The 22,074-nt window shown below is 60.0% G+C and carries 19 protein-coding genes; 9 read left to right on the top strand and 10 right to left on the bottom strand.

The annotated features are described in order from the left end of the window. The first annotated feature begins 82 nt into the window (after window positions 1-82). From JF539_RS11980 to JF539_RS11970, 3 genes are all read left to right on the top strand, one after another. Complete coding sequence (locus JF539_RS11980; RefSeq protein WP_207140637.1) at window positions 83-535, top strand: Lrp/AsnC family transcriptional regulator; 453 nt, start codon at window positions 83-85, stop codon at window positions 533-535. 109 nt (window positions 536-644) lie between these two features. Further along, window positions 645-2,615, top strand: coding sequence for a threonine--tRNA ligase (gene thrS / locus JF539_RS11975; RefSeq protein ID WP_207140636.1), 1,971 nt, complete (start codon window positions 645-647; stop codon window positions 2,613-2,615). Between the two features lie 141 nt (window positions 2,616-2,756). Next, a complete protein-coding gene (locus tag JF539_RS11970) occupies window positions 2,757-3,605 on the top strand; it encodes a lysophospholipid acyltransferase family protein (RefSeq protein ID WP_207140635.1) in 849 nt (282 codons plus the stop codon). A 107-nt stretch (window positions 3,606-3,712) separates the two neighbouring features. Here JF539_RS11970 and JF539_RS11965 read toward each other — a convergent pair whose 3' ends face one another. Beyond that, on the bottom strand, window positions 3,713-4,807 hold the full coding sequence (locus JF539_RS11965) for a hypothetical protein (RefSeq protein WP_207140634.1): 1,095 nt from the start codon (window positions 4,805-4,807) through the stop codon (window positions 3,713-3,715). Between the two features lie 286 nt (window positions 4,808-5,093). Between JF539_RS11965 and JF539_RS11960 the strand changes: the two genes are divergently transcribed. The 6 genes from JF539_RS11960 (at window position 5,094) to JF539_RS11935 (ending at window position 12,731) form a co-directional block, all read left to right on the top strand. After that, a complete protein-coding gene (locus JF539_RS11960; protein ID WP_207140633.1) occupies window positions 5,094-5,690 on the top strand; it encodes a nitroreductase family protein in 597 nt (198 codons plus the stop codon). A gap of 3 nt (window positions 5,691-5,693) precedes the next feature. After that, window positions 5,694-6,296: a flavin reductase family protein gene (locus JF539_RS11955; RefSeq protein ID WP_207140631.1), complete on the top strand. Its 603-nt coding sequence runs from the start codon at window positions 5,694-5,696 to the stop codon at window positions 6,294-6,296. Window positions 6,297-6,628: 332 nt separating this feature from the next. Further along, the gene (locus JF539_RS11950; RefSeq protein WP_207140630.1) at window positions 6,629-7,918 is read left to right on the top strand and encodes a transglycosylase SLT domain-containing protein; all 1,290 of its coding nucleotides are present in this window, start codon (window positions 6,629-6,631) and stop codon (window positions 7,916-7,918) included. Between the two features lie 108 nt (window positions 7,919-8,026). After that, entirely contained in the window at window positions 8,027-9,178 is a 1,152-nt protein-coding gene (locus tag JF539_RS11945) for a DUF2336 domain-containing protein (protein WP_207140628.1), read from the top strand. Between the two features lie 360 nt (window positions 9,179-9,538). Then, the gene (locus tag JF539_RS11940) at window positions 9,539-10,621 is read left to right on the top strand and encodes a peptidoglycan-binding protein (RefSeq protein WP_207140627.1); all 1,083 of its coding nucleotides are present in this window, start codon (window positions 9,539-9,541) and stop codon (window positions 10,619-10,621) included. 412 nt (window positions 10,622-11,033) lie between these two features. Next, window positions 11,034-12,731 carry a hypothetical protein gene (locus JF539_RS11935; protein ID WP_207140626.1) on the top strand — a complete coding sequence of 566 codons (1,698 nt, stop codon included), beginning with the start codon at window positions 11,034-11,036 and terminating at the stop codon, window positions 12,729-12,731. A gap of 25 nt (window positions 12,732-12,756) precedes the next feature. Here the strand turns inward: JF539_RS11935 and JF539_RS11930 are convergent, their stop codons facing one another. The 9 genes from JF539_RS11930 to JF539_RS11890 all read right to left on the bottom strand — a co-directional run bounded on the left by JF539_RS11930 (window position 12,757) and on the right by JF539_RS11890 (window position 22,072). After that, window positions 12,757-13,281 carry an Hpt domain-containing protein gene (locus JF539_RS11930; protein ID WP_207140625.1) on the bottom strand — a complete coding sequence of 175 codons (525 nt, stop codon included), beginning with the start codon at window positions 13,279-13,281 and terminating at the stop codon, window positions 12,757-12,759. An 86-nt stretch (window positions 13,282-13,367) separates the two neighbouring features. Beyond that, window positions 13,368-14,180 carry an NAD kinase gene (locus JF539_RS11925; protein WP_236042373.1) on the bottom strand — a complete coding sequence of 271 codons (813 nt, stop codon included), beginning with the start codon at window positions 14,178-14,180 and terminating at the stop codon, window positions 13,368-13,370. 103 nt (window positions 14,181-14,283) lie between these two features. Then, window positions 14,284-15,120: a trypsin-like serine peptidase gene (locus JF539_RS11920; RefSeq protein ID WP_207140624.1), complete on the bottom strand. Its 837-nt coding sequence runs from the start codon at window positions 15,118-15,120 to the stop codon at window positions 14,284-14,286. 130 nt (window positions 15,121-15,250) lie between these two features. Beyond that, window positions 15,251-16,765, bottom strand: a complete 1,515-nt coding sequence (locus JF539_RS11915) for a sulfatase-like hydrolase/transferase (RefSeq protein WP_207140623.1) — start codon at window positions 16,763-16,765, stop codon at window positions 15,251-15,253. After that, window positions 16,762-17,544 (bottom strand): phosphonoacetaldehyde hydrolase, encoded by a 783-nt coding sequence (gene phnX / locus JF539_RS11910; protein ID WP_207140622.1) that lies wholly within the window; start codon window positions 17,542-17,544, stop codon window positions 16,762-16,764. The genes JF539_RS11915 and phnX overlap by 4 nt, the downstream gene beginning before the upstream one ends. A 114-nt stretch (window positions 17,545-17,658) precedes the next feature. Next, on the bottom strand, window positions 17,659-18,786 hold the full coding sequence (locus JF539_RS11905) for a TIGR03364 family FAD-dependent oxidoreductase (protein ID WP_207140621.1): 1,128 nt from the start codon (window positions 18,784-18,786) through the stop codon (window positions 17,659-17,661). 4 nt (window positions 18,787-18,790) lie between these two features. Then, entirely contained in the window at window positions 18,791-19,906 is a 1,116-nt protein-coding gene (locus JF539_RS11900; protein ID WP_207140619.1) for an ABC transporter ATP-binding protein, read from the bottom strand. Continuing rightward, the gene (locus tag JF539_RS11895; protein WP_207140613.1) at window positions 19,903-20,910 is read right to left on the bottom strand and encodes an ABC transporter ATP-binding protein; all 1,008 of its coding nucleotides are present in this window, start codon (window positions 20,908-20,910) and stop codon (window positions 19,903-19,905) included. Before JF539_RS11895 ends, JF539_RS11900 begins: the two co-directional genes overlap by 4 nt. Before the next feature lie 10 nt (window positions 20,911-20,920). After that, complete coding sequence (locus JF539_RS11890; RefSeq protein ID WP_207140611.1) at window positions 20,921-22,072, bottom strand: ABC transporter permease; 1,152 nt, start codon at window positions 22,070-22,072, stop codon at window positions 20,921-20,923. Between the last annotated feature and the right edge of the window lie 2 nt (window positions 22,073-22,074).

Genomic DNA, 22,074 nt, shown 5'->3' with positions numbered 1-22,074 from the left:
TCCGGTGTCTCCATTCGAAATGTTAGGTTGTCTGTGCTATTATTCAAATAATCTAAGTTAACTAGCGATCGTTGGTTTAGAAATGAAAATCGATGAAGCGGACGCCAAAATAATCGAAGGCCTGATCAAGGATGCCCGAATGTCCTTGAAGGATCTCTCGATTCTGTCCGGCCTGTCCTCGCCGGGCGTTTCGGAGCGGATCCGGCGGCTTCAGGAGAGAGGTGTCATCTCAGGCTTCTCCGCGGAGATCGATCCCAGGGCGCTGGGCTACAGCCTGCAGGCCATTGTCCGTATCCGGCCGCTGCCCGGAAAGCTTCATATCGTGCAGCAGCTCATTCAGGACATTCCGGAATTCATAGAGTGCGACAAGGTGACGGGAGACGATTGTTTTATCGCCCGCCTGGCAATTCCGGATATCGAAAAGCTCGATGGCATTCTGGACAAAGTCTCCGACAAGGCTGAGACAAGCACCTCGATCGTAAAGTCACAGCCGATCCGCCGCCGTCCGCCACCGCTTACCGTCGAAAGCAGATAGGCGGCGGCAAAGGGTTGCCGTTTGGCGCCGAATGGCCTATCAGCAGCCCGTTCCAGACCCATTGAACAGCTTACCTGCCTTGTCTGCAGGAGTGAGCAGGAGACAGAAGATGATAGAACTGACTTTCCCCGACAATTCCGTTCGCGAATACGAGCCCGGCACCACCGGCCTGGCCGTCGCCGAAGGCATTTCCAAATCGCTTGCCAAGAAGGCCGTCGCGATGGCGCTCGATGGGGAATTGAAGGACCTTACCGATCCCATCGGCCGCAACCACAAGATCGAGATCGTCACCCGTGACGACCCGCGCGCGCTGGAACTGATCCGGCACGACGCCGCTCACGTGATGGCCGAGGCCGTGCAGGAACTCTGGCCCGGCACCCAGGTGACGATCGGCCCGGTGATCGAAAACGGTTTTTACTACGACTTCAAGCGGGTTCATCCGGACACCGGTGACGACTGGCCGTTTCATCCCGACGACCTGCCGGTGATCGAGAAGAAGATGCGCGAGATCGTCGCGCGCGGCGCTCAGTTCACCAAGGAAATCTGGACGCGCGAGGAAGCCAAGACCTATTTCGCCGCCAAGGGCGAGCATTACAAGGTCGAGCTTGTCGACGCGATTCCGGAAGATCAGGACATCAAGATCTACAAGCAGGGCCAGTGGCTGGACCTGTGCCGTGGTCCTCACATGGTGTCGACCAAACAGATCGGTGACGCCTTCAAGCTGATGAAGGTGGCCGGCGCCTACTGGCGCGGCGACAGCAACAACGAAATGCTGTCACGCATCTACGCGACCGCCTGGCACAACGAAAAGGAGCTGAAGGGCTACCTTCACATGCTGGAGGAAGCCGAGAAGCGCGATCACCGCAAGCTCGGACGGGAAATGGACCTGTTCCACTTCCAGGAAGAGGGCCCGGGCGTTGTCTTCTGGCACCCAAAGGGCTGGGACATGTTCCAGTCGTTGATCGCCTACAAGCGCCGGGTGCTGCGTGACACCTACAAGGAAGTCAATGCGCCTCAAGTGCTTCACACCTCGCTCTGGGAGACCTCCGGGCACTGGACCTGGTACAAGGAGAACATGTTCTCCGTGCAGTCCGCCGACCCTGAGGCCGAGGACAGCCGGGTCTTCGCCCTGAAGCCGATGAACTGTCCGGGACACGTGCAGATCTTCAAGCACGGGCTGAAGAGCTATCGTGACCTGCCGCTGCGCCTTGCCGAGTTCGGTGTCGTGCACCGCTACGAGCCCTCCGGAGCCCTGCATGGCCTGATGCGCGTGCGCGGCTTCACCCAGGACGATGCCCACGTCTTCTGCACCGAAGAGCAGATGGCGGACGAATGCCTCAAGATCAACGACCTGATCCTGTCGGTCTACAAGGACTTCGGCTTCGACGAGATCGTCGTCAAGCTGTCCACGCGTCCCGAAAAGCGCGTCGGCAGCGACGAGCTCTGGGATCATGCCGAAGAGGTCATGGGCGAGGTCCTCAAGCAGATCGAGGACCAGTCCGAAGGCCGAGTGAAGACCGACATCCTGCCGGGCGAGGGGGCCTTCTACGGTCCGAAGTTCGAATATACCCTGCGCGACGCCATCGGCCGCGAATGGCAGTGCGGCACCACCCAGGTGGACTTCAACCTGCCGGAACGCTTCGGTGCCTTCTACGTCGACAAGGACGGCGAGAAGAAGACACCGGTGATGATCCACCGGGCGATCTGCGGTTCGATGGAACGCTTCCTCGGAATTCTGATCGAAAACTATGCGGGTCATTTCCCGCTCTGGTTCGCACCGTTGCAGATCGTGGTCGCCACGATCACCTCGGAGGCCGATGACTACGGTCAGGAAGTCGCGGATCTGCTCAAGGCCAAAGGGCTCAAGGTCGAGACCGACTTCCGCAACGAGAAGATCAACTACAAGGTCCGGGAACATTCCTTGGCGAAGGTTCCGGTGATTGTGGTTTGCGGTATGCGCGAAGCGGAGGAAAGAACGGTGAATGTTCGCCGCCTCGGCTCCAAGGACCAGAGATCGATGGGGCTCGACGAGGCGGTATCCGCATTTGCCGAGGAAGCGGTGCCGCCGGACTTGAAATAAGCGCTGGCGGTCCGATTTAGGTGGAAAAGTGACAGCTTGCACATTGCCCTGACCTTGGGGCAATGTGCTGTCACATTAGTGAAACGAAGCTTCTGGTATTTGGTTTCAAATTTGCCAGAAAACCGGTTCAAGACGATCGCCGTGAACTACGCTGAATTCAGTTACGCCAATCCGGAGCACCCGCCGCTGAAACGGTGGACGATCCGCGCCATCGAAGGCATGTCCGGACGCCGGAAGCTCGTGGACCTCTATGAGGTTTGGAAACACACGATGGTCGGGACTTCGGATTACATCTGGAGCGACCTTCTGGGCCTGATCAATCTGGATGTCGCCGTGGCCGACGGTGAATGGCCTCCGAAGAACCTGCCGGAAGGCCCGCTCGTTCTTATCGCCAATCACCCATACGGTATCGGCGACGGCCTGGCCATTCTGGCGCTTGCGGAACGCCTCAACCGTCCGTTCAAGATCCTGATCAACAACGAGTTGCTGAAGGTTCCCGAGGTCAGGCCGTTTTCTCTGCCGGTCGACTTCGAGGAAACTAAGGAAGCCTTGAAAACCAACATGGACACCCGCAAGGAGGCCTTGCGCCTTCTGCAGGAAGGGACGACCGTCATCGTGTTTCCGAGCGGGGGAGTGGCGACCGCGGCCAAACCTTTCGGGCGGGCCGAAGAGCTGCCGTGGAAGACCTTTACCGCGAAGATGATCCGCTCATCCAAGGCAACGGTCCTGCCGCTTTATTTCGACGGTCAGAATTCCTGGCTGTTCCATCTGGTCAGCAAGTATTCGCTCACATTGCGGCTGTCTCTTCTTGTCCGGGAATTCCGGCGCATCCTCGGTTCGGTGATTACCGCGCGGGCGGGCCAGCCAATCCCGTTCGAAACCCTGTCCGGCTTCAAGGACCAGAAGGAAATCATGGATTTCCTGCAGACCAAGGTCATGGAAATGGCTCCCCCGAACCGGCGGTCGCGCTTGCTGGGGCGGCGGTCTTAAACGTCGAAATGGTCTCTCAATGATCGTGTCGCAAGGGCTTTTCCGAAGCGACGAAGAGCACGGCGTGACGCGGTTGTAGACCGACTTCGCGGGCAGCCCGTTTGCCGTCAGTTTTTGGCGGTGTCACTTGCGAGAAGTTCGCTAACGGAGGTGACCACCTCGACTTCTCGGTCCTCTCCAGGCGTCACGTCGAATGTGTGCAAATAGATCCGGCCGTTGTTGCGTGCAATCGCCTCGTATTCTCCCGCGGCCAGAACGAAGTCCGGAAACGCGCCGCTGGCTTCCACCACGGTGTCGCCGCCAGGGCTGAGAACCGACCATGTCGTGTTGGCGATGGCCTCTCCACCGCGTTCATTGACCAGTTTCAATGTAATGTCGGCGGCCTTGTGGAAGATCGTGGCTTCCGTCAGCTTGCCGGGCAGGACCTGAATATCGGCGCGGATCACCGCGTTCACATCGCCGTAGCGGCTGACGACGTGGTAGGTGTCGGCATTCAGCCGGACGATCGAGCCCGGCTTGATATCGCTGGCGATCACTTCCCGTTCGCCGCGCTGGTTGAAGTTCATGCCGTAGATTTCGAAGGAAATGGGTTTGCCGTCGAGGGTGTCGCCGTCCTTGAGAGCGGCGCCGAACTTGATGCCGCCCGCGTTCAGGGTCACCATCTTGGATTCGACCTCCTTGCCGATCCGGATCCGGTTGGTCGCTTGCGCGTACCCGTAGGCGGTGTGGATCAGATAGGTGCCCGGATCGAGACGAAACTCCGCATCGCCGCCATGGGAGGTGGCGACCAGTTGCAGGCGCCCGTTCTCGTTTGTTGTTTCCGAGTAGATCCGCCAGGTCAGACCGTCGTTCAAAGGCTCGTTGTCGGGGGAGAGCCGGGCCAGAAGGTATAGAGCGCCCTGCTGCAGGCCGCCTTCGATCCCCGTGGCCAGCGAACGGGCCGGCGCGTAGGGAACCAGCGTGTCCGAGAACAGAGGTTCAGGTTCCCGGTCCAGAAGGTTGACGATCGGGTTCTCAGGCGCGGCGCTTGGAGCGTTCGGATCGGGCTTCGCTGCCGGGGGCATCGGAATTTCGGTATCTTGCGCGTAACCGGGCGCAGCCGGAGCGACAATTCCGGGCATCGACACGAGGATCGCGACGGCAGTGCTTCTGACGAAACGGGAAAAGGCCGTACGGCTCGAAACAGTCACTGAATTCAACATGCCCACTTCATTACAAATTTAATGCGTTCGATTCTACAGTCTTTTAGGCTCTATTCCAATCGAAGACCGCATCCTTTCCGATTGCAGCAACATGAGACGGACGTGTCTCGACTGAACTGCCCGGGCGGCTGGAAACGCGCAGTACAAATCTCTGGAATCCGTTTGCCGCAGCAATCTAAAGGGACTTAAAATCGGGCAAATTCAAGACCTTTGGACAATGAGTTGACAAATTTCGCCAATCGTCTACTAGATTGTTACAAATGAAACTAATTATCGGGAGCCGCGCATGCCTACGGTCATCCACCGGTCTCCGCAAACGCTGGAATTTCTGCGTAGGCGGCGGTCTCACCCATCGGCGACCATGACCGGTCCCGGTCCCACTGAAGAAGAGTTGCGTGACATTCTGACCATTGCGGCCCGCGTGCCGGACCATGGAAAACTGGCGCCCTGGCGTTTCATCGTCTACCGGTCGCAGGAGGGAAGCAGGGTCGGAGAACGGCTGAGCGCGATCGCCGAACAAAGATTCGGTCCACTCGGGACGGAACAGCGCCAAAAGGAACTTACCCGCTTCACGCGGGCGCCTCTTGTGGTCGGGGTTGTCAGCAAGGCCGCCGAACATCCCAAAATTCCGCTCTGGGAACAGCAGCTTTCGGCCGGCGCCGTCTGCATGAACCTGGTTACGGCGGCGGCCGCTTCCGGTTTCGCTTCCCAGTGGCTGACGGAATGGTACAGCTTCGATGAGGAGGCGGCCCGCTGCCTTGGGGCGCGAGACGGCGAACGTTTCGCAGGATTTATACAGATCGGAACGCCGACTCAGCCTCCGGTCGAGCGTCCCCGTCCCGACCTTTCAGACCTGATTTCGAACTGGAAAGAGACCGATTGAACCATGTTTTACGAAACCGAGACAAACGACCACGGACTGCCGCACAATCCTTTCAAGGCGATCGTGGCTCCGCGGCCGATTGGCTGGATTTCCTCCGTCGACAGGGAAGGCCGTCCAAATCTCGCGCCCTACAGCTTCTTTAACTGTGTGGCCGACCGGCCTCCCGTGGTGATGTTTTCATCCTCCGGGTACAAGGACAGCGCCGCGAACATCGATGCGACCGGTGAATTCGTCTGCAACATGGCCAGTTACAGCCTGAAGGACGAAATGAATCAGTCCTCCGCAGCGGTTCCAAGCGGCGAATCCGAGTTCGAATTGGCCGGTCTGGAGATGGCGCCGTCCCGGCTTGTGAAAGTGCCGCGTGTTGCCAAAGCCGTGACTGCGCTGGAGTGCAAGCACCTCCAAACGCTCAGACTGAAAACCCTGAAGGGCGATGAAACCGACAATTACGTGATTTTCGGTCAGGTTGTCGGTGTTCACATCGACGACAGCATCATCGTTGACGGACGGGTCGATGTGACCGTTTACAAACCGCTTTCCAGATTGGGGTACATGGATTACGCGGTTGTCACCGAGGTCTTCGAGATGGGCCGTCCGAAGGCCTGAACACGAAGGAAAAACGCAGACGGGCGCCGGTAGAGCCGGTGCCTGGACTGTAACATCTGTTTCTCATTTCTGTTTGCCGGGCCAAAAGAATCGGCTTATTTTGCGGCGTTCTTTCGTCCATTGGAAAGTTTTCTTTTCCAGAAAAAAACGACGGAACATGGCGGATATCAACAAAACCGGCTTTGTCCGTCCGTAAATGTTCGCAGATTCTTAGAAAAAACCAGCCGCCTGTTATGCCGATACAAGTTAACCGTGCCTTGTTAAGGATTTGTTAACCATTGGGGCGCGAAAGTTAAGAAAGTCATAACCAGTTTCGTCGAGGAGACAGCGTCATGCGGGTTGCTGACACTACCTCGATCGCGTCTCGGATCGAGCTTGCGTTTCAGTCTGCGAGTACATCGACAGGTACGTCCTTCGACTACCTGGTGAAGACTGCCGCGCGGGAGTCGTCGTTCAATCCGGCGGCCAAGGCAAAAACGTCCAGTGCGACCGGATTGTTCCAGTTTATCGAATCCACCTGGCTGGAAACCCTGAAAGAAGCCGGGCCGGAGCACGGTCTCCAGAAATATTCCGACCAGATCACGAAGACCAAAAGCGGCAAATATTACGTTAGCGATCCACAGGCGCGGCGTGAAATTCTCGACTTGCGCAAGGATCCTGAAATCTCGTCCACGATGGCCGGTGCGCTCACGCAGAAAAACTCCAGTTATCTCGAGCGGAAAATCGGTCGTGAACCGACGGACGGTGAGCTCTACATGGCGCATTTCCTGGGGGCGAACGGAGCAAGCAGGCTGATCGACGCCGCGCAATCCAATCCGGACATGCGCGCCGACAAGATGTTTTCCGCTCAGGCCCGCGCCAACAAGCCGATTTTCTATCACCGGAACGGCAAGGCACGGTCGATGCAGGAGGTCTACGAGACCATCGTCTCCAAGCACGACGCGGTTACCATGATCGCCGAAGCCGGCGGCAAGAAAGATCTGCGGACTTCGGGCGAGCTGACCAATGTCGCGGTTCTTCCGAGTTCCAAGCCGGACAAGCCTCTCATCAACCAGAAGGGCTTCGATCACCTGGCAGGCGATCCGGCGGCGGCCTTCGCCCTGCGGGGCAAGCCGGCAGGGCCCGTTGAGATTGCGGCAAGCGACCAGGGCATCCCGGACTTGCCTGAAAACAATCCGCTGGAACTTGCAGAGACGACCGTACCCTTGCCGGTGGGGGCGGCGGCGGAGACCGCTGCCGGAACTCCGAGCGCGGTGTTTGTCCAGGAACAAACCGTCGCCGCGGTGTCCGCGGATCCGGCGCGGGCGTCCATCAACCCGGCCGAATCGAATGTCGCGTCCTCAAGGGTTTTGTCGGCGTTCCAGGCGACCGAAACCGCCAATCCGTTCGAGGCGTTGTTCCGCAACGACGAAGAGTCTTCCCAGGCCGGGGTCAATCCGAGATTTGCATCGGCTTTCGCGGCTGTGGAGGAGGCCGCACTGTTTAGCGCCGTCTCCGGCAAGTCGAATCAGGTTGCCGCGCAGGAGCTGGCCCTTGCGAACCAGGGAGGGCCACTGGACCTGACCCGGTTCCTCAGGCTGAAAGCGGAGGAAGAGCAAAAAGACCTGCTGCCTCCGGCATGAGGCCTCAGGCGGCCGAGGGCGGCGAATACTGTCAAAATTATGGTGAACCGATCGTTAATCCTTTGATGCCAGACTTCAGCCTGACACTTGGAAAGATTGCTTACCGCCATGACAGCATACGACATTTTGCATCACAGTGAGGTCGAGCGCGCGCCGGATATCGAGACCGCGTGCAAGCTTGCCGAGCGTTATTTGGCTGCCGAACCAGGCAGCAGGGAACGGACCGACATGGCTACGGCATTGACAGTTCTCCTGGACGATCCAAGCAGGGCGCTCCGGAAGGCGATCGCGAAGATCCTGGCGCCGAGCCGGCATGCCCCAGGCCTCGTCATCCGCTGTCTGGCGAACGATGCCGACGAAGTCGCGGTTCCGGTTCTGAAGACGTCGCCAATCCTGACGGAAGCCGAACTCGTTGATCTTTTCGCCGAGGGCAGCGACGCAGTTCAGTGCGCGATTGCGGGCAGGGGAGGTCTGTCGGCCTCCCTGAGCGCGGCGATCTGCGAAGTTGGGAGCGAGGCGGCCTGTCGTACGCTCTTGAACAACGCCGGCGCACAGGTTCTGCAATCCTCGTTGCTCCGTCTCGCGCAACGGTTCGAGAACCGGCCCGATATCTGCGACCAGCTTCTCAAGACCCGGGATCTTCCGCTGACCATGCGGTACGAGTTGCTGATGCGCCTGGCCGAGAACCTGGACGATCACCCGATCGTTCTGGAGCGGGTGCCTGAAAACCAGCGGCACACATTCTTGAGCGATGCGGAGGACAAGGTCGTTCTCCGTCTTGCCCTTGAAGCCGGAACGGACGATCTGCCGGAGTTTGTGGAGCACCTTCGCCTCGACGGCAAGCTGACCACGCGCCTGCTGCTGCGTGCGGTGTGCTGCGGCCGCCTGCGCTTTTTCGCTGCCGCCCTTGCCAATCTCGGACAGGTGCCCCTGCCGCGCCTGTGCAAATTGCTTGTGACGGTGCGCCGGTCGGCCCTTCAGGCTATTTTGCGCAAGGCGGGGCTGCCGCTGCGCGCGCATCAGGCGTTTTTGCTGGCCATCGATATTGCCCGTCAGGCGGAGGCGGATTTCACCTACGACCTCGCGCTCGACGAAGCACGCGCGCTCACGGAGACGCTGCTTGAGGAAATGCAGGACGGCGCCCTGGGGGCAGACGGCGATGTGACCGCGTTCCTCCGTCGCTTCGCCATCGATGTTGCCCGCCTGGAAGCCCGTCTTCTGGCGAGGAACAGCGGCTTGCGGATCACCGCAGCCGCCTGAAGACCTTCACGGGTCCGGGTCTTGGGGCGCAGATCCTGAAAGACGAGTTCTTTCTCTCATTTCCCTTGGTGTAGGCACCAATTTTCATCGCTTTTCGGAATCTTCGAACCGGTCGAGGGGCGATGGTTGCCGCGAAGAGGCCCAAAAGGGGTCTTAATTAAGCCTTCGCCGGATTTCTAGAATGACACGCAACGGTCACGTCCGATCAGACTTTGTCGAGCGGTGGCCGAGAGTATGATATCAGGATAGCAGGCACGATCCGATGACGTGCGGGAAGCAGGCCAGGTTGTTTTTTCGCGTCGTCCTGTCCATTCTTGCCTGAAATGAATTTATCGTCTTTCAATGTGCGGGATTTCGAACATGAAAAAGTTTATCGCATCCGTCGCAATTCTTGGAATGGTGTCCGCTGCGGCCCTGACGTCCAAGCCGGCTCACGCAGGAAGCGGCGGAGCGGCGATTGCCGGTGGTATTGTCGGCTTTGCCGCGGGTGCGATTGTCGGAAGCCAGCTCGCCAAGAACCGGGGCCATCGAGGCGGCCACCGCCGTGGCAGTTACCGGCAAAGCGGATCCGGTCTGGCGCTGCAAAGAGATCTCGCCACGCTCGGATTTGACCCGGGCCCGCTGGACGGCCGGCCGGGTGCTCAAACCAACGCCGCGCTTGTTGCCTATCAGCAGACATACGGCGAAGTACCGGACGCGACCCTTACCGCCAGCGAACGCCGGCTTCTAAGCGCAAGGGCCATGATGGTCACGATGCCGTCGACTTACGGCGATCGGACCTACTGGCGCCACGTCCAGGCGTCGCTCTACCTGAACGGCTTCGATGCCGGGTCGTTCGACGGCAGGCCGGGACGAAAAACCCAAAATGCGATTCAGCAATACCAGTTCCGCAACAATTACGTCCCGACGGGGCAACTGACCCCGGACCAGTCCCAGGCGCTGTTGGCGTCGGCGCATGATTCGGTTGCGGTGGCGTCCAATGCACAACCGGCCTGGGCAACGCCACTTGGCGGGACGCAGCCCAATCCTCCCGTGGCTTCGCTTCCGGCCTCGGCCGTCGAGCCGGACTTTCAGGACACGATTGGTGCCGCAGAGCCGGAACAGGCTCCGGAGTCCGTGTTCGACTGGGAAAATACCGACCAGGGAGGCGAGACAACCGAAGCCAGGGCCGAAGACATTCCTGACGAGGACGATACCGTTTCGACGAATGATGCCGCAGCCCCGACAGTGACGGCGTCCCAGACCGCCGAGACGCCTGCGGCTTCGACGGACCAGGCAGGGGACCCGAAGATCCATGTCGATGCGGATGGCAAGCCTTACATCGTGATGAAGGGGGTGAAGTTCTACATTCAGGCCGCGCCGGACGGGCAATCCCCGGCGTCACCGGATGCGCCGGCGGGCAATGACAATGCCGATTTGCTGACGGCGAAAACAGTCGATTAGATTAGCCTGCCGTTCCCCAGAAACTGCGGCACCTGGTGCGAAATAGTTCTTTGCACAAGCTTGGGTGATGAAGGGGATGGGCCGCCCAGGTCCACCCCGTCGTCTTCGAAAAGCAATTAGAAGACAGGCTTAACAGTTTCGCGTCCAAAATTAGATTGTAAATTTAAGATTACGCAACGTAGTATGCGTCTTGCGATCATTGAGTTTTACCCTGCCGTTGCGCTTGTCGAGCCGCAGCTATCCGGCAGCGCCCGATATGTTTTCAAGGGTGCAAAACACTCGCGAACACGTTTGAGAAGCCGGAACCGCCAGCGTTCGGCCGGTCAAAGGCCCGTACGCGAAAGCAAAAGGTGCAAACGAGCATAAAGCCATACTCATAATTCAGGTTCTTTCAGTCGGTCGGGGGGAGACGATGGCATCGAAAGCGGATATCGAGTGGTTCAAGACCACATTCTGGCACCGGATCGCGCCTGCCTTGCAGGGGACCGTTTTCGATCCGGACATGCTTGTGGCCATCGCGTCCCAGGAAACGGGGTACCTTTGGTCTCCGATGCGCAAGAAAGGGCTGTCCGCGGATGAAATCGTCCGTTTGTGCTGTGGGGACACGCTCGACGACGACAAGGGCCGCAAGGCATTTCCGAAGAACTTCGATGAACTGGCAGCCCATCCGCGCGGCGACGAAATGTTTCAGGTTGCGCGTCGTGCGTTGCTGGAGATGGCTGAACATGTACCCGGCTTCGGCTTCGCGCAAAACCGGCCCAAGAAATTCTGCCGCGGGTTTGGTGTCTTCCAACTGGACCTGCAGTTTTTCAAGCAAGATCCCGATTATTTCCTGAACAGGAAATATGAGACGTTTGAAAACACGCTCGATCGCGCCGTGCGTGAGCTGAAATCCTGTCTCAAGAAAAGAAATCTCGAAAATGCGGAAAGCATCTCCGACTTCGAGTTTTGTACGCTTGCGATCACCTACAATACCGGCAGGTTCAGACCCAACAAGGGCCTTCGGCAGGGACACTTCGACGGGACGAAGTACTACGGGGAGCATATTCGGGATTATTTGGCCATCGCCCGCAGTTTCCCCGATCCAGGGAGCGGGAGCGCGCCGCCGGTTGAGGGCAAGGCCAACATTACGCGCGAGTATATTCCGAAGGCGACCGGCCCGCATATGCGGGTGGAGACTCTGGAGTCGAACCTGCGGATGAGGAGCGAGCCGGAAGTCAGCGTTCCGCTGTCCAGGAATGTGTTCGTTGAGTTGCCGGACGGCTGGCCAGTGCGGGCGATCACCGGGGAGGTTGTGAACGGCTTCATAGAGGTTGAAGCGGCCTTGAATGACGCAATTTATCGCGGGTTCTGTTCACAAAAATACCTGATCAAGGCCGGAGGACCGGAAGATCCTCCCGGGCCGATCGAGGAGCCGGGATTGGACCTCGAAATCCCCGCTGTTTATATGCCGCATGCTGTCGGAAGCGTTACAAAAAGAACCGAGAACGCCGGCGCCCATTCGCTCAACGAGGCCGGCATGCCGACCCGTACCGGTACGACACCGGACGAGCTGCGCGCCGACATAGACAGGATCATCGGTTATCTCAATCCCGGCGACAGCAGACACAAGCGGTATTGGCCCCGCTCCGGGCTGACCTTCTGCAACATCTATGCTCACGACTTCTGTTTGTTGTCCGGTGTCTATCTGCCGCGCGTGTGGTGGTCGGAGAAGGGGCTTCTGGCGTTCGCAAAGGGGAACACTCCGGTGCCGCGTTATGGGGACACTATCCGGGAGATGCGGGCCAACGACCTGTTTCGCTGGCTACGGGATTTCGGACCGCAATCGGGATGGCGAAGGGCGATTTCAGCGACCGAGTTGCAGGATTTCGCCAATCTCGGTGCGGTGTGTATCATCATTGCCCGGCGAAAGGTGGAGGGACGATCGGGTCACGTCTCCGTGGTCGTTCCGGAAACCAACACGCATCAGGCCAAGCGCCTGCCGGGCGGTGAAGTCTCCTCGCTATTGCAGAGCCAGGCCGGCTCAAGCAATTTCAATTACAGTAACGGCAAAAGCATGTGGTGGACGTCTCCCAGGTTCGCCGAGTTCGCCATGTGGTATTCGAACTGACGCGCTGAGACGGAGGCCGGATTGCTTATTGGTCGTCGTTTTTTTGCGGAAACTGCTTCAGAAATTCCGCGGTGACGGTTTCGAGCATTTCCAGCAATTCAACCCCGGTCTTGTTGTGCTCGTCCTTTGCGCCTTCAGACACCATGGCCCGGATGGATTCCACGAACCTGCCGGTCAGGTCCATCGGCAGCAGTTCGGCGGAAGGCAGGTGCTCGATCAGGTGGCAGAAACTGGCGGCCACCTGTCCGACCAGGGGGAAACCGAGGGTCAGTGCCTGGCCCTTGATGTTGTGGGCGGCCTGAAACAGAGGCGGCAGCGTTTCGTCGTTGGGCCCATCCGCCTGCATGGCTTCCCAGGCTTTGAGGAGCTCGGCGGTTTCGTTCTCCATCCAGTTGCCGAAATGCTTGGACAGACGATTCAAGGCGTCTTCGGCGGCTTTCACCGGATCGAATTTCTTGGCTTCGCGCGGTGTCAGCTCCCGGACCTTGCTGCGCAAATCGGTCGGGTTGGGCAGGATCTCGTAGTCCTGATCCTTGGCACTCTCAGCCATGCGCGTATGTCCTCGTCTCAAGGGTCGGCTAGGAACGTCTCCGCTCAGTATCGGCAATTATATTTAACAGGGTCTTGCCGGCCGCATCAGTAGCGGAACATTTCGCTCAGGATGCGTTCGTCCCAGCCGTGGTCGGAATCGAACATGATCAGTCCTTCCGCGTCGGTGGCCTCCTTAATGGAGACATGGGTCACCCGCCGGATCTCTGTGTGATCGGCGGTGGCGCTGACCGGACGCTTGCCTGGATCGAGAATGTCGATGTCCACCGTTGCGCGGTTCGGCAGGAGCGCACCACGCCAGCGGCGCGGCCGGAAGGCGCTGATCGGTGTCAGGGCAAGGAGTTGGGCGGCAATCGGCAGGATCGGCCCGTGCGCGGACAGGTTATAGGCGGTGCTGCCGGCCGGTGTCGCGACGATGATACCGTCGCAAATCAGTTCCTCCAGTCGGACCCTGCCGTCGACCGAGATCTTGAGGCGGGCCGCCTGCGAGGTTTGCCGCAACAGCGAAACTTCATTGATCGCGAGCGCGTTGTGTGCCGAGCCGTCTTCGGTGACAGCTGTCATTTGAAGCGGCCGGATGGTGGTGACATCGGCCATCGCAAGCCTGTCGGTGAGATCGTGCTCCCGGTATTCGTTCATCAGGAAGCCCACCGAACCTCGGTTCATGCCGTAGATCGGTTTGCCGCTGCCCATATGGGTGTGGAGCGTTTGCAGCATCAGGCCGTCCCCGCCGAGGGCGACGATCACATCGGCTTCCCGGGCCGGAACGTTGCCGTAGCGCTCAGACAGGCTCTGGAGGGCATTTTGGGCTTCATCCGTGTCGCTGGCGACGAAATATATCTTGTCCGCCTTGGCCAGATGCGTCGGAATCGGCTGGGGGGGAAGCATGGTTCGGTTCATCTTCCAAAGGATCTTTGCGGCTGAAAGTCGCTACGGGTCAATACCATATCCGGGAATGGCGTCGAGGGGCAGTTAATTTTCAAAAGCTTGCGATTGCCAGGCGTCACTTGTCGGGTTCCGTCGAAAGCGTCGGTTCCGGATCTGGCCCGCCGGTCGCGGAGGCGCATTGGGCATTGGCCAGAAGATCCTGCCAATTGGGAAATGGGACCACGGCGGACAGATAGTCGTTGAACTTCGCGACCATGATGCCGGCCACTCTGGGACCGTCCGGCGTGTCTATGAGAAACGGGCCGCCCGAGCCGCCGCTTTCCGTGATGCAATCCGTTACCCAGATGTTTTCGCGAGAATTCATGACCCTGCAGTTGTTCACCGCGGTGGGCAGGAAACTGCGGCTCCTCCAGTACCCGACCGACCGAAACCTCACGTCCTTGGTCAGAAGGCCTGCGTCCTTGGGCGACAGGACCGGAAGAGGGGGGATCTGGCTTGGTTCCTTCAGGAGAAGAAGGCCGACATCCTTGTGGAGGTCGCGCAGTTTGGGCCTGTTGCTCGGCATCTTGCTGTCAAGCGTCAGGATGCAGGAGGTCTCCAGCCGGGCGGCGTATTGATCCCGGCGGACACCGGCGATGAAGAGAAGCTTGTCGTTGGAATAGTGCTGGCGTTTCTTGCGATTGAAGACGCAATGGGCGGCGGTGAGAACGATGCGGGGAGAAATCAGTGTCCCGGAGCACGTCGACTTCGAGCGGTAGCCGGCAAAATTGACGCGTCCGATGGCGGTCCAGGGAGGTTCGGCGCTGTCGATAATCTCCACGCGCGGGTCGACCGGCTTAGGCTGTGCATCCGCCGCGTGAGCCGCCGGGATCTGGCAGGCGGCGAGGAGCTGAACCGCCAGAAAGGCGGGCAAGAATCTCTCGATCGTCTTCATTTCCGTCAGGATGCGCACATCCGCCCTCAGATGGAGTTGTGGTCCCGGACCGGTCTCGCACGAGCAGTCTCCAGCCCCGTGCGGCCGATGTTAGTTCATCCTGTCCCGCTCTGAAAGAACACAGAAGTCTTAATTCCAAGGGGGAAAATCAACGACGCGTGATATCGCGGTCATGGTATTCCCAGACCAGGGTCCGGGCGAGGGTCTCGTCATTGTGGCGCATTCGGGTTGTCAGAAGGGCTTCGAGACGGGCCCCTGCGATATCGGGACGCTCAAAGGCAATGTTCGCGGAAGGCGGCGCCGTGTCCGTGCTGGGCATAAGCAGGTTTGGCAGCCTTGCGAAATGGACATACTGCCAGTTCTCGTCCAGACGGCTCATCAGGGCCGTTGACGCTTGCTCCGCCCCTTGCGCGAAATGCCCGGGCCAGCGTTTGAGAAGGTGCCGGAAATCGTATTCCCACAAGGCTGCGTCGCGCCAGGAGGTCGGCGTTTGCCCGTCCAGGAACGGGAGAAGGCTCGCGCCGTCCGGCGCATGCCTGGAGTCCAGCTCAAGAATGTTCAAAAGCGTCGGAAAAATGTCGGCCGCGGAAGTGAATGCCGATACCCGGTTCGCCCTGGCCTGTCCGGGCGTCCGGACAAGAAGCGGAATGTGGTAGCTCTCCTTGTAAAATCCTCCTTTGCCGAGCATCCAGTGATCGCCCATCATGTCCGCGTGGTCGGATGTGAAGATGATCAGGGTGTCGGTGTGCTCTCGAAGCGCGTTGAAAAGCCGCCCGAGTTGGGCGTCCACTTCCGAAATCATGCCGTAATAGAGTGCGCGAATGCGTTTCAGGTCGTGCCGGGTCAGGTCCCTGACATGTCCCTCCGCGCCGGGAACATGGCTTGAGAGATGCTGATAGTCCTGAAGAGCCGCGATCAGAGGGTGCAAGGCGGCTTGCTCGTCCGCGCTCGCCGCCCCCGCGAAGTCGGGTCCGTCCTCGGGGTCGTACAAGGTGTTGTAGGGGTCCGGGACAGCTATCGGCGGGTGAGGGCGCAGGAAGGAAATATGCGCCATCCAGGGAGTGTCACCGTCCTGTTCGCCCAGCCAGCTTAGGAACGCATCTGTCAGAAAGGCGGTCTGCGTCTCGTCCCTGGAATAACGTGGCGCTTTCCTTGAAACCCGTTCTCCGTTTTCCGGTTCCACCTGGTGAATGGTTTCGAAAGCTGCCGGGTCGTGCCCGCGCGCGGCCAGCCAGGACAGCCAGGGCTTGTCGTCTTCCGGCAGCGACTGCCGCACCGAGAACCCGGGCAATACGCCCTCGTAGGTTTTCAGAGCCGGGTCGTTCGGGTGGTGCTTCCGGGGGTCGGGTGCGGTGTCCGTATAGCCGAACAATGTCGGCGTATAGCCGGCGCGCCGGGCCGCGCGTGCGATGTTGTCGAAACGGTCGTCCAGGGGCGCGCCGTTCCAGACCACCCGGTGGTTCATCTGATAAAGGCCGGTGTACAACGAAGCTCTGGCCGGAGAGCAGGGCGCGGTCGTCGCGTAGTGCTGCTCGAACAGTGTCGCCGTTTCGGCGAACGCATCGAGATGTGGCGTCTTGACAACCGGATGTCCGACCGTGCCCAGACAGTCGCCCCGCCACTGGTCCGCCGTGACCAGAAGTATGTTCGGGCGGTTGGTCATGCCTTTTCCAGCTTTTCGATGAGCTTCGGCAGGTCTGCGACCGTGTCGATCACGTAGTCCGCTCCGGCTGCCTTCAATTTCTCCGTGGCGGTCTTGCGGATCGCGTCGATCTCTTCCTCCGGCATTGCCGCGAGTTCCTGCGGCGTTTTGCCGGCGTAGTTTCCCGACAGGGAGAGACCGACCGTCACGCAGCCCGCAGCGACCCCTTCGGCGATCCCCGGTTCGGTGTCGTCCACCTTGATCACCGCGCTGGGCGGATAGGCGACGAGATCGACAAAGCACTGATACATGCCGAGGGGGCCGGGACGTCCTTCGGGAAGATCGTCGGCGCAGATGAGATTGTCCGGCTCGTAGCCCTGTTCGGCCGCTTTCGGCAAAACCCGTTCCATGATCGAGCGGGTATAACCCGTGGTCGATCCGATCTTCAGCCCCTTGGCGCGCAGGCTGGCGATCATCTCGGCCGCGCCAGGCACCAGATCGGAAAAGTCGGCAACCACTTCCTCGTTCATCGGGACGAAGATCTCGTAGACCTTGTCGACATCCGCATCCGTCGGTGCCTGGCCGTATTTCGCCGTCCATTTGGCGGAGATATCCGGGTCGTCCATCATCGTGCGGATGTGGTCCCATTTCGGTTTGCCCATGGGTGCGCGAGCCTGCTCAATGGTGACCGGAATGCCGAACTTTTCAAAGGCTTTGACGAAGACGCCCATCGGAGCGAAAGAGCCGAAATCGATCATCGTACCGGCCCAGTCGAACACGACGGCTTTGAAAATTTTCATGGGTTAACCTCCCTGGAATGACGGATGTTCAATCGGAACCGATCGAGTGCCCCAAAGTTGATCGGATCAAAAGTGGTGGAGTGCCTTTGCGCGTTTTCCTGAACGCGGAAGTTACTAGGAATAGAGGTTGGCGATGGTTTCCTCGCCGATGGCAAAGGCGGTGGAAGCGCCGCAGCCGGCTGTGACCATCACGACGCGGGTCGCGTCGTCCGGGGCATCGGTCAGTCGCCAGCGATCCGGCGCCGACGCATAGGTTCCGATCCAGGTCTCGGAAATGTCATAAGGCCCGAGCTCCAGAACGGTGTCCATTTCCGACAGGATCAGATCGTTCACGCTCTTGTCGATGAACGGGTCCGGCGTCTGGTCGTAGTGATGGCTGTCGCCGACCACAAGGCTGCCATCCCCGGACTGGACGACAATGAGGTGAATGCCGTTTTCCCTGTGCGCGGTCATTTCCGCGTCGAGCCTGGTTTTGAGGGGCGCCGCCTCAGGCAGTTCCGCATAGCCGAGATATCTTGCCAGGCCCAGGTCCGACATCAAGGCGGTGCCGAGCTCCGTCGGCCGGTGAGGTGAGACGCGGAGCATCTGCAGCTTGCAGCGCGTGACTTCGTAAGAGGCGATCCTGTCGGCGAACAGGGTCGTGTTGTCGTCGCCAGGGCAAACGATCACCGTGTCCGCGTGGATCGGGCCGCGGGAAGTTTCCAGCCGTGGCGTCTCGACCGTGTTGACGCTGGTCTGCCACAGGAAATCGACCTGATGCACGCCTTCAAGCCAATTGGCAATCTGGGGGACCGCATCCTTGGATTCCACCCTGACTTCCACAGGCGAATAGAGCGCGCAGCGGATCTGGTCCGTACGGAGGGCGGGAACGCGCTCCGCGGCCTGGTCGGGCGTCAGTCGCCGGCACTGAGCGCCCATCTCGGTCTGAAGAAAGGCATCGATCACCGCTTCCGACTCCGGGAAGCGAGCCGTCATGGTCAGGCCTCGATGCAGCAGCGGAATACGAGCCGCCTCGGCGACCTCTGTCCAGACCTCGCGGCTGCGGGTGGCCATTTGCCAGCAGTCTCCGGATTGCTGGCCGGTTACGGTGACAAAGCCGAAGTTGCGGATCGAAGCACCGTTGGCGCAGCTGTCCCGGTCGATCACCACGACTTTTTTGCCTCGCCGGGCGGCGGCAAGCGCATGGGCGAGCCCGACTATCCCTGCGCCGACGATCGCAAGGTCATAGGATTTCTGTCTCATTCGATCATTCTCTCGGTTCTTGGCCTTTTTGTCTCGAGAAATCGAATTCTTCGGTGAAATGACAAGCGACGAAGTGTTCGATATCGACTTCCCGCCACTCCGGAGCCTCTTGCGAACAGCGTTCCCTTGCGAAAGGGCAACGGCTGTGAAACCGGCAACCGGAAGGAGCGTCCAGGGGATTCGGGATTTCACCCTGCAGTTTGATGGGGTTGAACTCCGCGTCCGGGTCGGCCCGGGGGATCGCCGAAAGCAGAGCGTGGGTGTAGGGATGCCTGGGGGCGAAGAAGAGTTGTTCCGTCGAGGCATACTCGACGAATTTTCCGACATACATCACCGCGACCCGGTGGCTCATTTGAGCGACAACGGAAAGATCGTGCGCGATAAACAGGAAGGCAACTCCCATCTCTTTCTGAAGGTCTTTCAACAAGTTGACGATTTCCGCCTGAATGGAAACGTCAAGAGCGGATACGCTTTCATCGCAAACGACAAAATCGGGCCTGGAGACCAATGCGCGGGCAATGCAGATGCGCTGGCGCTGGCCCCCTGAAAAGGCGTGCGGAAATCGCCGCAGGTGTTCCAGGTTGAGCTTGCAGCGTGCGGCGATCTCGCGGACCCGGTCGTCGATCGCTTGACGGTCCTTCATCATGCCGGACGCGATGAGGGGCTCGGCGATGATATCGCGCACGGTCATGCGTGGATTGAGCGATGAGTAAGGGTCCTGGAAAACCAGGCTCATCCGAGAGCGGAACAGGCGCAACCGGTCGGAAGCGAGTGACGACAAGTTCACGGACCCTTCGGAGAAGACCATGTTCATATGCTGCCGGAACTTGCGCAGTTCTTCACCCTCGGCCTGAGCGATGTCGACATCGTGGCCGTTGGTATGGAACACGACCTCGCCATCGCTCGGGTCGATGGCGCGCAGGATCGCGCGCCCCACGGTGGTCTTGCCGGAGCCGGACTCACCGACAAGTCCGACGGTCTCGCCTCGCTTGATGTCGAAGGAAACGCCGTCGACGGCGCGCAGCTGTTTGATCTCGGAGGAGAACAGCTTCTTCTTGCGGATCGGGAAACGGACCTGGAGATCCTTCACCTCGATCAGAATGTTCTCTGCGGCCGTCATGCCGCGCTCCTTCCGCTGTCCGCGCCGTTGTGGAGCCAGCACCTCACCGAACGCCCGGGCAGCGGCGAAGTTTCGACCGGTGTGTTGACATCGCAGATGCCGTTGATGAAGTCGGGGCAGCGGGTGTGAAACGGACAGCCGGAGGGGCGTTCCGTCGGGCTCGGTATATCGCCGGGAACCGGAGACAGGCGGTCGTGCAGCGTTTCCAGGCTCGGGATCGCCTTTAAAAGCCCCTGCGTATACGGATGCTTCGGATTGCGGATGACGTCCCGGGTTTCTCCGCGTTCGACAATCGTGCCGAGATACATGACCGCGACCTCGTGCGCGATCTGAGCGATCACGCCCAGGTCGTGGGTAATGAAGATCATGGCCATTCCCAGATCGCGCTGCAGGCCGCGCATCAGATCGAGCACCTGGGCCTGAATGGTCACGTCGAGCGCCGTGGTCGGTTCGTCGGCGATCAGGAGGGCGGGGCCCGCGGAAAGGGCGAGCGCGATCATGGCGCGCTGACGCATGCCGCCCGACATCTCATGAGGATACTGATCGACACGGTCCGCCGGGTTGGAAATGCCGACCTTGTCGAGCATCTCCACCGCAAGCTCCCTTGCCTCGCGCTTGCCGCAGTTCCGGTGGAGGCGGATGGCTTCCATCATTTGGTTGCCGACGGTGTAGACCGGTGAGAAACTCGCCATCGGTTCCTGAAAGATCATGCCGATTTCTCCACCCCGCAGATGGCGCAGGGAGGAAGAGCCGGGTTTGATCTTGTGGATCTCGACCGTCTTGCCGTCCCTTGCGCGGTACGCGATCCGCGTTTCCGGCGACAGGGAGGCGTTGCCGGGCAGTAGCCGCATCAAAGCCTTGGTCGAGATCGACTTTCCCGACCCGCTTTCGCCGACCAGCCCCAGGGTCTTGCCGGCTTCGACGGAAAAGCTGACGCCTTGAACCGGCGTGATCCTGCCTTCGTCCGTGTGGAAGGAAATGGAGAGGTTTTCGACGCTCAGCATGTCTTGTTCCTCATTGGGCTTCGCTGTAGGGGTCGGCCGCGTCGCGCAGGCCGTCGCCGATAACGGTGAAGGCGAGAACCGCCACCACGACGAAAACGGCCGGTATGAAGAGCCAGGGGGTCTGTTCGATCACCCGGACCGACTGGGCCTGCTGCAGAAGCACACCCCAGGACACGGTCGGTGGACGCAGGCCGAGACCGACGAAGGAAAGCGCGGTTTCCGACAGGATCATGTAGGGAAAGGAAATCACCAGGTCGACGATGATGAAACTGGTGAAACTCGGCAGCATGTGCTGGCCGATGATACGGCCGGGACGGGCACCGGCCAGACGGGCCGCGATCACAAAGTCCTCGCTTCGGATGGACAGGAGCTGGGAGCGGATCCGCCGGGCGAGGGTGGGCCAGCCGAACAGGCCGAGGATCAGGGTCATGGCGAAGTAGACCTGGGTGGTCGACCATTCCTTCGGCATGGCGGCCGCCAGACCCATGTAGAGCGGGATAATGGGCACCACGCGGACCACCTCGGTGACGCGCTGGATCACATTGTCGGTCATGCCGCCGGCATATCCGGCGACGCCGCCGATCAGAAGCGCCAAGACGAAGGAAATCAGGACGCCGAGCACGCCGATGGAAAGCGAGGTGCGGGTCGCGTACATGGTGCGGGAAAAGACATCGCGGCCCAGGTCGTCGGTGCCCCAGAGATGCAATTTGGCGTTCGCATCCGAGAGGCCGAACAAATGGATCGTGGTGGGAATGAAGCCGAGTACCCGCGTTTCCTCGCCGGACGCCAGGAAGGCGACGTAGACCCTCTTGTCCGGATCGGGCACCGAGATGGCGCGCAGGGTGACCGGATCGCGCTTTGTGGAGACCCCGTGGATGAAGGGCGTGGCCGAGCAGCCGTTCTGGTCGCAGAACATCGGGATCTGCGGTGCGCCGTCGATATATTTGGTGTCCCTGGTCGTCGGCCCGTAGGGCGCGACGAATTCGGCGAAAACGCCGAGCAGCGCCATGAGGCCGAGGATGGTGCCTGCGACCATCGCCGCTCGGTGACGTCGGAACCGCCACCAGATCAGCGTCCACTGCGAGGCCGAGTAATATTTCAGCCGCTTCTGGCGTTCTTTTTCCTCTTGTTTGCCAGGCGCGCCCGTTGTTGCGTCCGTCATGG

Source organism: Roseibium aggregatum (assembly GCF_017309185.1).
GTDB classification, from domain to species: Bacteria; Pseudomonadota; Alphaproteobacteria; order Rhizobiales; family Stappiaceae; genus Roseibium; species Roseibium aggregatum_B.
Note: the sequence above shows the minus strand (reverse complement) of the source record. Positions and strands in the feature narration are given on the sequence as shown.